8 protein-coding genes and 1 pseudogene are annotated in these 12,003 nt (G+C 66.8%); all 9 read right to left on the bottom strand.

Annotated features, from left to right (window positions below; genetic code table 11):
• Positions 1 to 80: 80 nt before the first annotated feature.
• Positions 81 to 800: pseudogene (locus J7360_RS02990) on the bottom strand (cell division protein FtsQ/DivIB); the annotation flags it as partial.
• Positions 801 to 906: 106 nt separating this feature from the next.
• On the bottom strand, positions 907 to 1,863 hold the full coding sequence (locus J7360_RS02995; RefSeq protein ID WP_057660557.1) for a D-alanine--D-alanine ligase: 957 nt from the start codon (positions 1,861 to 1,863) through the stop codon (positions 907 to 909).
• Positions 1,860 to 3,293, bottom strand: coding sequence for a UDP-N-acetylmuramate--L-alanine ligase (murC, locus tag J7360_RS03000; protein WP_057660560.1), 1,434 nt, complete (start codon positions 3,291 to 3,293; stop codon positions 1,860 to 1,862). The genes J7360_RS02995 and murC overlap by 4 nt, the downstream gene beginning before the upstream one ends.
• Complete coding sequence (gene murG / locus J7360_RS03005; RefSeq protein WP_057660562.1) at positions 3,290 to 4,570, bottom strand: undecaprenyldiphospho-muramoylpentapeptide beta-N-acetylglucosaminyltransferase; 1,281 nt, start codon at positions 4,568 to 4,570, stop codon at positions 3,290 to 3,292. The genes murC and murG overlap by 4 nt, the downstream gene beginning before the upstream one ends.
• Entirely contained in the window at positions 4,567 to 5,955 is a 1,389-nt protein-coding gene (gene ftsW / locus J7360_RS03010; RefSeq protein ID WP_209033224.1) for a putative lipid II flippase FtsW, read from the bottom strand. The genes murG and ftsW overlap by 4 nt, the downstream gene beginning before the upstream one ends.
• Positions 5,955 to 7,040 carry a phospho-N-acetylmuramoyl-pentapeptide-transferase gene (gene mraY / locus J7360_RS03015; protein ID WP_003485285.1) on the bottom strand — a complete coding sequence of 362 codons (1,086 nt, stop codon included), beginning with the start codon at positions 7,038 to 7,040 and terminating at the stop codon, positions 5,955 to 5,957. The genes ftsW and mraY overlap by 1 nt, the downstream gene beginning before the upstream one ends.
• Entirely contained in the window at positions 7,030 to 8,541 is a 1,512-nt protein-coding gene (murF, locus tag J7360_RS03020; RefSeq protein ID WP_022558304.1) for a UDP-N-acetylmuramoyl-tripeptide--D-alanyl-D-alanine ligase, read from the bottom strand. Before murF ends, mraY begins: the two co-directional genes overlap by 11 nt.
• Positions 8,538 to 10,013 (bottom strand): UDP-N-acetylmuramoyl-L-alanyl-D-glutamate--2,6-diaminopimelate ligase, encoded by a 1,476-nt coding sequence (locus J7360_RS03025; protein ID WP_209033274.1) that lies wholly within the window; start codon positions 10,011 to 10,013, stop codon positions 8,538 to 8,540. The genes murF and J7360_RS03025 overlap by 4 nt, the downstream gene beginning before the upstream one ends.
• Positions 10,014 to 10,021: 8 nt before the next feature.
• The gene (locus J7360_RS03030; RefSeq protein ID WP_057660568.1) at positions 10,022 to 11,890 is read right to left on the bottom strand and encodes a penicillin-binding protein 2; all 1,869 of its coding nucleotides are present in this window, start codon (positions 11,888 to 11,890) and stop codon (positions 10,022 to 10,024) included.
• Positions 11,891 to 12,003: the final 113 nt, after the last annotated feature.

A 12,003-nucleotide genomic window follows, 5' to 3' on the forward strand; every position in this document is an offset into this window, starting at 1 on the left:
CGGGATTCGGGATTGGGAGAACGCGGGAGAGCCAGGGCGACGGGAGGTCCAGAAGATGCTGCGCGATGCCGGGGCTGCGCTTTTTCCAATCCCGAATCCCCACTCTCCAATCCCCGCCGTTCAACGGTAAATCCGTTGGTGTAGCGCAAGTCGGCGCGGGCGATCGGGCGCAGTGGGTCGGACAGCTGCGGCAGCACGCGTGCGAAGCGCTGCAGCCGTGCGCGTGCATCGTCGCGGCCGACCACGATCTGTACGCCATTGCTCAGCCCTAGCGACCAGCTGCCGCGCGCGTCCATCTCAAGGCGCTCCACATCCAGCCCGGTCGGTGCGAACAGGGCGCGTGATTCGTTGTACAGCGCCACCACATCCTGGGTCTTGCTGTCCGGACCACCCAGCTGCGGCAACTTGAAATCCTTCAACAGCGGCGGGGTGCGAAACAGCCGGCCCTGCTCGGACAGCATGCGGTCGGTACCCCAGCGCGCGAACGGCTTGTGCTCGGTCACATGCACTTCCAGCACATCTGGCCAGCGCTTGCGCACCTGCGCACTTTCCACCCACGGCAAACGCGCGATGGCATCCTGCGCCTGCTGCAGTTTCACCGCGAAAAAGCCGGCACGCGCATACGGCAACACCACTGCACGCAACTCTTCGGCCGGCACCCGCTTGAAGTCGCCGGACACACGCAACTTCGCCAACGGCCAGCGCTCGGCACCCACCCAGCCATTGAGCACAGCCACCACCGGCAGCGCGACCAACGCCAGCGCGAGCAACCAGGCCAGGATGCGCAGGGTGGCGTTCATGGGCGCGCTCCGCGCGCGGGAATTGGGAATCGGGAATAGGGAATCGCAACGGCAACAGCGCATCCGCTGTTACCCATTCCCGATTCACGATTCACGATTCCCGGCGTCACAGCGTCTGCTCCAGCACGCGCCAGACCAGCGTTTCGAAATCGATGCCGAGCTGGCTGGCAGCCTTGGGCACCAGCGAGTGGCTGGTCATGCCGGGAGCGGTGTTGACTTCGAGCAGATACAGCTGGCCACTGCTGCCATCACGCATCACGTCCACGCGGCCCCAGCCACGGCAGCCGGCCGCGTGGAAAGCGTCCAGCGCGAGTTGGCGGATCTGCGCTTCAGCCTCGCCTTCCAGCCCCGGGCACAGGTACTGCGTGTCTTCGGCGATGTACTTGGCGTTGTAGTCGTACCACTGGCCCTTGGGCACGATGCGGATCGACGGCAATGCGGTGTCGCCGAGCACGGCCACGGTGAGTTCGTCGCCTTCGATCAGTTGCTCCATCAACAGCGCGCCGTCGTAGCGCGCCGCCAGGGTCACCGCTTCTTCGAGCTGTGCCTGGTCGAACACGCGGCTGACGCCGACGCTGGAACCTTCATTGGCCGGCTTGACGATGATCGGCAACCCGATCTGGCGTGCAGCGGCATGAATGTCCTCTGCGCTCGCGCCGGCGGCCAGCCGCGCATAGCGCGGCGTCGACAGGCCCAGCGACAACCACACCTGCTTGGTGCGGATCTTGTCCATGCTCAGCGCCGAACCCAGCACATCCGAGCCGGTATATGGCACGCCGAAGGCTTCCATCAGGCCCTGCACGATGCCGTCTTCGCCGCCGCCGTTATGTCCGTGCAGCACGTTGAACACCCGATCGAACTGCTGCGCGACCAATGCCTTGGCCAACGCCGCAATGCCATCCACCGGCTGCGCATCGACGCCGCGTGCGCGTAGCGCTTCCAGCACGTTGCTGCCGGAATTCAACGACACCTCGCGCTCGGACGAGGTGCCGCCGAGCAGCACGGCGACACGGCCAAAGGTTGCCGGATCGCTGGTGCGGGCGTTGCCGACCAACGCGCTCATGCCTGCTCTCCGACAAACCCGTTGTTGATGATGTGCTGGGCCACATAACCGATATCGCCGGCGCCCATCATCAACAGCAGATCGCCGTCTTGCAGGACGTCCGGCAACACTTCGGCTAGACCGGCAATCTGGCCGACCACCACCGGTTCGCTGCGGCCGCGCGCACGGATGGCGCGCGCCAGTGCGCGCGAGTCGGCACCCGGAATCAGCGCTTCGCCGGCGGGGTAGACCTCGCTCAGCACCAATGCGTCGACAGTGCTGAGCACTGCGGCAAAGGCATCGAACTGATCGCGGGTGCGGCTATAGCGGTGCGGCTGGAAGGCGACGACCAGACGCTTGTCCGGCCAGCCGCCACGTGCTGCAGCGAACACGGCTTCGAGTTCGCGCGGGTGATGGCCGTAATCGTCGACCACGCGCACGCGCGCGCCTGTGCCGGTGGTGACTTCGCCCAGATCGTTGAACCGACGGCCGATGCCGGCAAAGTTTTCCAGCGCGCGCGCAATGGTGTCCGGCGCCACGCCGAGCTGCCAGCCGATTGCGGCAGCCGCCAGCGCATTGAGCACGTTGTGGCGGCCCGGCAGTGCAAGCGTCACCGGCGTGGTGGTGCCTTCGGGCAGGCGCAGCGTAAAGCGCATGCGCGGGCCGTCCTGCACCACATCTTCGGCGCGCACGTCGGCGTTTTCGCTCATGCCGTAGCTCATCACGTGGCGCGGCGTCTTGCCGGCCAGTGCAGCCACTTCCGGGTCGTCGATGCACAGCAACGCCAGGCCGTAGAACGGCAGGCGCTGCAGGAATTCGGCGAATGCGGCCTGCACGCGGGCGAAATCGTTGCCGTAGTTTTCCAGGTGATCCGCATCGATGTTGGTGATGACCGCCATCAACGGATTCAGGCGCAGGAAGCTGCCATCGCTCTCGTCGGCTTCGGCCACCAGCCATTGGCCGCCACCGAGCTTGGCGTTGGCGCCTGCGGCCAGCAGTTGGCCACCGATCACGAACGTCGGGTCCAACCCGCCTTCGCTCAGCACCGCAGCCGCCAGGCTGGTGGTGGTGGTCTTGCCGTGCGTGCCGGCCACCGCAATGCCGCGACGGAAACGCATCAGCTCGGCCAGCATCGCCGCGCGCGGCATGATCGGAATACGCTGGCTGCGCGCTTCCATCAGCTCGGGGTTGTCTTCGCGGATGGCGCTGGACACCACCACGCAATCGGTGCCCAGCACGTTGGCCGCCGAATGGCCGCGCATCACGCGCGCACCCAGCTTGGCCAGCCGGCGCGTGGCCGCGTTGTCGGCGTTGTCCGAGCCGGACACTTCATAGCCCAGCGTGAGCATCACCTCGGCAATGCCGCTCATGCCGGTTCCGCCGATGCCGACGAAATGCACGCGCGGGAACGCACGCACCAGATCGCCACTGTCTTGCAGACGGCGGATCACGCTGCACCTCCTGCGGTGGCGCAAATCGGGAATCGGGAATCGGGAATCGTATGGAGCTGAGCGCCAGCGGCGACGGATGCTTGGTCGGTGCGCTTGTCTGCGTGCATCAAGATGTGTTCCTGCGTTTGTTCTGAGCTCTGCCCATTCCCCATTCCCGATTCACCACTCCCGGCTTCTTGCAGAATGATGTCGGCGATGCGCTCGGCGGCGTCCGGCTTGGCCAGGGTGCGGGCGGCGATGGCCATCGACAGGCGCCGGGCCGGGTCGGCGAGCAGGGTCTGCAGCACCTGCTGCAAGTGCACTGCCAGGCTGTCGTCCTGCTTGAGCAGCACGGCGGCGTTGGCGCCGACCAGGTATTGGGCATTGCGGGTTTGATGGTCGTCGACGGCGGCGGCAAATGGCACCAGCACGCTGCCGACACCGGCGGCGCACAGTTCGGCCAGGGTGGACGCGCCGGCGCGGCACACCACCAGATCTGCCCAGGCATAGGCAGCGGCCATGTCGGCGATGAAGGGTTCGACGCTGGCGTTGACGCCTGCCTGTGCATAGGCCGCTTCGGCCTCGGCGCGCAGCTTTTCGCCGCACTGATGGCGCACCTCGATCGCCGGATGGCCGAGTGCGACCAGCGCAGCCGGCAGCGCCTGATTCAACACGCGCGCGCCCTGGCTGCCGCCCAGCACCAGCACGCGTACCGGGCCGGTGCGACCGACCAAACGATCGGCCGGCGCAGGCAATGCGGCGATCTCCGCGCGCACCGGGTTGCCCACTGCTTCTTCGCCAGCGAAGCTGCCCGGAAAACCGGTCAGCACGCGGCGCGCGAAACGCGACAACACCTTGTTGGTCATGCCGGGTGCGCGATTCTGTTCGTGCACCAGCAATGGCGCACCGAGCAGGCGCGCGGCCAGGCCGCCCGGGCCGGCCGCAAAGCCGCCAAAGCTGATCACCGCACGCGGTTGGCGCTTGCGCAGCACGAAGCCGGCAGCGCGCACCGCGCGCATCACCCGCACCGGCGCACCGAGCAACTTCACCACGCCCTTGCCGCGCAAGCCGCTGATGGCCAGCGTATCGATGGGAATATCGTGCTGCGGCACCAGGCGGGTTTCCATGGCGCCATCGGCGCCCAGCCAGGTCACCGGCACGCCGCGCGCGCGCAGCACCTTGGCCACGGCCAAGCCCGGGAAGATGTGCCCGCCGGTGCCGCCGGCCAGAATCATGACCGGCCGCAGCACCGCAGATGGCTGTGCGTGCGTTTGCGCCGCATTGGCAGAAACGCTCACGCAATCCTCCCGAACGTCGGTTCCACACGCGGTTGCATGCGGCTGGTGCCGCGCAGGATGGCCGACGCCGGCGCTACGTAGGCGGCGGCAACCGGGGCGGCAACCGGGGCGGCGGCCGGTGCGGGCGCGGCGGCAGTGTCGCGTTGCGGCCTGTGCGCAGGCGCGTACGCCGGCGGCACCGAATCGACCACCGGCTCGGCCGGCTCGGCTGACGAGCTGGCCGCGCCCTGCGGAGACAACTTGCTGCGCAGGCGCTCGGCGCGATCGGCCTCGTAGGACACCCGCAGCAGCACGCCCATCGCAAGACAGGTCATCAGCACCGACGAGCCGCCTGACGAAATCAGCGGCAGGGTCAGTCCCTTGGTCGGCAGGATGCCCAGGTTGACGCCGATCGACACGAAGCTCTGCATCGCGATCCACAGGCCGATGCCGAAAGCGATGTAGCCGGAGAAGTGCCGCTTCATTTCCACGCAGCGCATGCCCAGCCAGAAGGCGCGACCGACCAGCAGCGCATATAGCCCGATCACGCCGCACACGCCCACAAAGCCCAATTCCTCGGCGATCACCGAGAAGATGAAGTCGGTATGCGATTCGGGGAGATAGTTGAGCTTCTGTACCGAAGCGCCCAGGCCCACGCCGGTCCACTGGCCGCGGCCGATGGCCATCAGCGCGTTGGACAGCTGGTAACCGGAGCCCAGCTGATCTACCCACGGGTCCATGAAGGAGGTCACGCGCCGCATGCGGTACGGCTCGAAGATCACCAATGCCACCAGCGCCGGCAGCAACAGCAGGATCGGCAGGATGATGCGCCCGATCGGTGCACCGCCGAGCACGAGCATGCAGGCGGTCACGCTCAGCAGCAGCATCGAGGAGCCGAAGTCCGGCTGCAGCAGCAACAGGCCGACCAGGAAGCCGACCACGAATACCGGCTTGAGCATCGCCTGCCAGGTCGCGTTGACCTCGTCGCGGAAACGCACCAGATAGCTTGCCAGCCAGATGATGTAGAACACCTTCACCGATTCGACCACCTGGAACCGCGACACGCCCAGGTTGATCCAGCGCTTGGCGCCATTGACGGTGCTGCCCAGGCCAGGCACGAACACCACCACGAGCAGCACAAAGCAGGCCAGCAACAACATCTGGTTGTGCTGTTCGATGGTCTTCAGCTCGGTGCGCATCGCCCAGAATGCCAGCGCGATGCCGCCCCCCAGGAACAGCAGGTGGCGGGTCAGGTAGTAGAACGGGCTGGCTTCCAGCTCGATCGAACTGGACGCCACCATCACCACACCCAGCGACGCGAGCGTGACTGCGGCCCCGAGCAGCCACGGGTCGTAGCGGCCGCCGATGGCGTCCAGTCGTGTGGCCTGGCGGGACATGTCGTTCATCAGCGCACCTTCAACGTGGCAAGGCCGATCAGCACCAGCACCACCGAAATGATCCAGAAGCGCACGATCACGCGCGGCTCCGGCCAACCCTTGAGCTCGAAATGATGGTGGATCGGCGCCATGCGGAACACGCGCTTGCCGGTCAGCTTGAAGCTGGCCACCTGGATCATCACCGACAGCGTTTCGATCACGAACACGCCGCCCATGATCACCAGCACCATCTCCTGACGCACGATCACCGCGATGGTGCCGAGCACCGCGCCCAGCGACAGCGCGCCGATGTCGCCCATGAACACCATCGCCGGGTAGGTGTTGAACCACAAAAAGCCCAAGCCTGCCCCCGCAATCGCCGAGCAGATGATGATCAGCTCGCCGGCACCTGGAATCAGCGGAATTTTCAGGTATTCGGCGAACACCACGTTGCCCGACGCATACGCGAACACGCCCAGCGCGCAGGCCACCAGCACGGTCGGCATGATGGCCAATCCATCCAGGCCATCGGTGAGGTTCACCGCGTTGGAGAAGCCCACGATCCAGAAGTAGGCGATCACCACGAAGCTCACGCCGGCCAGCGGCAGCGCGATCGACTTGAACATCGGGATGTAGAACGTGATCGCCGCCGGCACGTCGGCGGTGTAGTACAGGAACAAGCCAGCGGCCAGACCGAAGATCGACTGCAGCAGATACTTCCAGCGCGACTTCAAACCATTGGGATCGCGTTTGACGATCTTGATCCAGTCGTCGTACCAGCCGATCGCACCGAAGCAGATCATGACCGCCAGCACCAACCACACGTAGCGGTTGCGCAGGTCGCCCCACAGCAGCACCGACAAGGTGACGGTGAGCAGGATCAGCGAACCGCCCATGGTCGGCGTGCCGGCCTTGGAAAAATGCGTTTGCGGGCCGTCCTGGCGGATCGGCTGGCCGCCCTTGAACTGGGCGAGCTTGCGGATCACCGCAGGGCCCATCCACAACGACAGGAACAGCGCCGTCAGCGCAGCCAAGATGCCGCGGAAGGTCAGATAGTTGAACAGCCCGAACAGGCTCTCCAGTTGCTGCAGCCAACGGGCCAGCTCAAGCAGCATGGGATGCGCCCTCCGCCGATGCGAGCAGCGCGGTGACGACGCGGTCCATCGCGCTACCGCGCGAGCCCTTCACCAGGATCGTGATGGGGGCGGCGCCGGAAAGAGCGGCCACAGACGGCGATTGCTGTTCTTGATTCACTGCATGTTCCTGCGTATTTCCTGATGCGTGTTGCTGCATTTGCTGTTGCTGGCTGGCGGCTCCGACCAGATCCGCCTGCAAGGCGTCGATCAACTCGGCATGCGTGGCGAACACGCGGCCACCTTCGCCGAATGCCTGCGCCGCGGCGGCGCTAAGTTCGCCCAGCGCGTACAGCCGCTGCAGCTTGGCCGCACGCGCGCGACGTCCCGCAGCGGCATGCAATGCGACGCCTTCGGCACCGAGTTCGCGCATGTCGCCCAGCACCAGCCAGCCTTCGCCCGGTGCCGCGGCCAAGGCGTCGATGGCCGCATCCAGCGAGCCCGGGTTGGCGTTGTAGCTGTCGTCGATCAGTACCGCGCCATTGGGCAAGGTCTGTGCGATCTGCCGGCCGGCGACCGGGCGCGCCTGCGCCAGACCGGCCGCGATCACCGGCAAGGCGATGCCGGCACCGAGTGCAAGGCCGGTTGCCGCCAGTGCGTTGAGCACGTTGTGGCGGCCCGGCAACGGCAGCGCAATCTGCGCTTCGCCCTGCGGCGTCACCAGGGTGAACTGCGCACCGCCAGGGTGCAGACGCAGTTGCCGCGCAGTGATCTCGGCACTGGCCTGCACGCCATAGCGCAGCACGCGACGTCCCTGCACCGGCTGGCTCTGCAACTGCTGTTCGAACCACATGCCGAAAGCGTCGTCGGCGTTGATCACCGCCACACCATCGGCGGGCAATGCGGCGTAGATGGCGCCCTTGGTCTGTGCGACGCCGAGCAAGCTGCCCAGGCGTTCCAGATGCGCGGGCGCGATGTTGTTGACCAGTGCCACATGCGGCTGCGCAATCTCGGTGAGATAGGCGATATCGCCCGGCTTGCCGGCGCCCATTTCGTAGATCGCAACGTCCGCATCGTCGGGCGCGGCAAGCACCGCCAGCGGCAGGCCGATCTCGTTGTTCCGGTTGCCCGGCGTGGCGTACACGGTGGTGCCATCCACGCGCCCGGCTTCCTGCAGGATCGACAGCAGCAGCGCCTTGACGCTGGTCTTACCGTTGGAGCCGGTCAGCGCGAGCACGCGCGTGGCACGGTCGCGCTGCATGCCGGCGGCGATGCGCGCCAACGCCAGCTCGGTGTTGTTCACCACCACCTGCGGCACGCTCAGCGCCGGCAGCAGGCGATCGACCAGCACACCGCTGGCGCCGCACGCCACCGCCTCGGCGGCGAAGTCGTGCCCATCGAAGCGCTCGCCGCGCAGCGCCACATACAGGCTGCCGTCGGCGAGCGTGCGGGTGTCGTTGCCGACCGCATCGATCATGGCGTCGTCGCCGTGCAGCTCGCCGCCGGCCCAATGGGCAATCAACGACAGGGGCGTGAGCTTCATGGGCGCACTCCCAACACGGTCCGCGGCAGCAGCGCCTGCGCCGCCACGAGGGCGTCGTCGAAGGCGTGCCGCACGCCGGCAACTTCCTGATACGGCTCGTGGCCCTTGCCGGCGATCAACACGATGTCCGATGGGCTGGCCATGCCGATGGCCTGATGGATCGCAGCGGCGCGGTCGCGCTGCACGATGGCCGCATCCGGTCGCGCGAAGCCGCGCAAAATATCGGCCACGATCGCATTGCCGTCTTCGCCACGCGGGTTGTCGTCGGTCACGATCGCCACGTCGGCCTTGAGCTCGGCGATCGCCGCCATCTGCGGGCGCTTGCCGGTGTCGCGCTCGCCACCGCAGCCGAACACGCAGATCAGGCGGTCCTGCGCATGCGAGCGCAGGCTGCTCAATGCCTGCTCCAGCGCATCGGGCGTATGTGCGTAATCGACCACCACCAACGGTGCGCCATGTGCGCCACCCAAGCGGTTCATGCGGCCATGGATGGGCTGCAACTGGCCGAGCACGCTGGCGATCTGCGCAGGCGCAAACTCCATCGCCCACAACGCGCCGGCCAGGGCCAGCAGGTTATCCACGTTGAAACGGCCCAGCAGCGGCGAATGCACCGGATGCACCTGGCCCCGGATATTGAGCGCGAAATTGATGCCGTTGTGGTCCAGCTGCAGTGCCTGCGCGCTCACGCTGGCGTCGGCATGCGCGCGCGAGCTCACACCGATGGCGCGCAGCGCGGGATCGAGCGCCGCGAACAGGGTGTGGCCGAATGCATCGTCCAGGTTCACCACGGCCGCTTTCAACCCCGCGCGGGCGAACAGCTTGGCCTTCGCCGCGCCGTACTGCGCCATGTCGCCGTGGTAATCGAGATGGTCGCGGGTGAGATTGGTGAACACCGCCACGTCGAAATGCACCGCATCCACACGGCCCTGATCGAGCGCGTGCGAGCTGACTTCCATCGCCACGGCCTGCGCGCCGTCTTCGCGCAACTGCGCCAGCAAGGCATGCGTGGGCAACACCAGCGGTGTGGTGAATCCGGTCGGCACGGCCGCGCCATACAGGCCGACGCCCAAGGTGCCGAGCGTGCCGGTGGGCGTACCGAGCAGCGTCAATGCCTGCGCCAGCAGCTGCACGGTGGAGGTCTTGCCGTTGGTCCCGGTGACGCCGACCATGCGCATCGCCTGCGACGGCCGGCCATGGAATTGATCGGCCATCACGCCGAGGCGCGCGCGCAAACCGGGCACGGCAATCGCATCGGCCGGGACCGGCAATCCATCGGGAGCCGGCGGCTCGAACAACACCGCCGCTGCGCCATTGGCGCGCGCCTGTTCGACAAAGCCCAGACCATGCGCACCGAAACCGGCGATTGCCACGAATGCATCGCCCGGACGCACGGCACGGCTATCCATCACCAGCCCGGACACCTGCACGTCGTGCGTCAACGCCACGTCCGGCAGCAACTGCGAGAGCGCCATGGAGCGGATCACTGGCGGCTCTCCTGCAACGGCGCGGGCTGCGCTGGTGCGGCAGCCGGCGCAGGCGCCAGGGCGGTCGGGATGCCGGCAGAGACTTCATCCACCGGGTCCGGCACCAGCGCCGGGTCCGGATCGACCGACTGCGGTTTGACCACCGGCTGGCCGGTCTTGCCGGCAGCCTGTGCGGCCAGCCACGACTGGATATCGTCCGGCGGCACGTCCATCAAGCGCAGCGCGCCTTCCATCACGCGATGGAACACCGGCGCCGACACCAGGCCGCCGTAATACACCTTGCCTTGCGGATCGTTGATGACGATCACCGTGGCAAAGCGCGGGCGCGTGGCCGGCACCAGCCCGGCGAACAGGGCGTTGTAATGCCCGCGCTCGTAGCCGTTGGCGCCGTTCTTGCGCGCCGTGCCGGTCTTGCCGGCCACGTGGTACCCCAGAATTGCCGCACCCTTGGCGCCGCCCTGGGTCACCACGGTCTCCATCATGTCGATGACCTGACGCGCCACTTCCGGCGTGATCACCTGACGGGTTTCGTTGTGCTGGCCGCGCACGAAGGTCGGCGGGGTGAGCTTGCCGCCGTTGCCGAGCGTGGCGTACGCCTGCGCAATCTGCAGCGGCGTCACCGACAGGCCGTAGCCGTAGGACATCGTGGTCTTGGACGGGCCGCTCCAGCGCGCCGGCTGCAGCACCACGCCGGCCGATTCGCCGGGGAACCCGCTATGCGGCGCACTGCCGTAACCGAAGTTGCGGATCGACTGGTAGAAGGTCTGGTCCGGCACCTTGGCCGCGATCTTGGCCGCACCGATGTTCGAGCTGCGGGTGATCACGCCGGTGACGTTGAGCACGCCGTTGTTGCGCGGCACATCGCGAATGGTGAAGCGCCCCACCGACATGTAGCCGGGGTTGGTATCGATGACGGTGTCCTTGGTCACCACGCCGGCGGTCAGCGCGGTGGCCACGGTCAGCGGCTTCATCGTCGAACCCGGCTCGACCAGATCGGTGACCGCACGGTTGCGGCGGGCCGACGGATTGATGCCGGTGACCGAATTGGGGTTGTAGGTGGGCAGGTTGACCATCGCCAGCACTTCGCCGGTGGTCACGTCCATCACCACCATCGAACCGCCGGCCGCGTTGTTTTCGACCAAGGCATTGCGCAGTTCCTTGTAGGCAAGGAACTGGATGCGGCGGTCGATGCTCAGCGTCAGGTCCTTGCCCGGCTGCGCCGGACGCACCAGGTCCACGCTTTCCACGATGGCGCCGCGCGCATCGCGCACCACCTTCTTGGAACCGGGCTTGCCGCGCAGCCATTCGTCGAAAGCCAGCTCCAGGCCTTCCTGGCCACGGTCGTCGATGTTGGTGAAGCCCAGCACATGGGCCATCGCCTCGCCTTGCGGATAGAAGCGACGGAACTCGCGCTGCGAGAACACGCCAGGAATCTTCAGATCGACAATCGCATGCGCCTTGTCCGGATTGATCCGGCGCTGCAGGTACATGAATTCCTTGCCGGCCTTCTGTGCCAGCTTGGCGTTCAAATCGTCCAGCGGCTGCCCCAGCGCTTTTGCCAGCTCGGGAATGCGGTCCGGGTTGCGCAGCAGTTCCTGCGGATTGACCCAGATCGATTCCACCGGCGTGGACACCGCCAGCGGCTCGCCGTTGCGGTCGGTGATCATGCCGCGCGAGGTGGCGATGGGCAGTTCGCGCAGGTAACGCGCTTCGCCCTGACGCTGGTAAAAATCGCGATTGACCAGCTGCACGTAGGCCGCGCGCCCGATCAGCGTCACCGAGCACAGGCCGAGCGCGATACCAACCAGGGTCAGGCGACCACGGAGATTGAAATTGCTACGGGGACGGTTGCGGCCGGTTTTCATGGCGCACCTCCGTGTGCGCCACCCTGCGGGCAGCTGCGCTGTGCAAAACGGCTGTCCTGCCGTTTTGTCATGGCGGCACCTGCAGAAGCGCCACCCTGTGGGCGGCTGCGCCG

The sequence above is a fragment of the Xanthomonas sp. D-99 genome, assembly GCF_017746145.1.
GTDB classification, from domain to species: Bacteria; Pseudomonadota; Gammaproteobacteria; order Xanthomonadales; family Xanthomonadaceae; genus Xanthomonas; species Xanthomonas cissicola.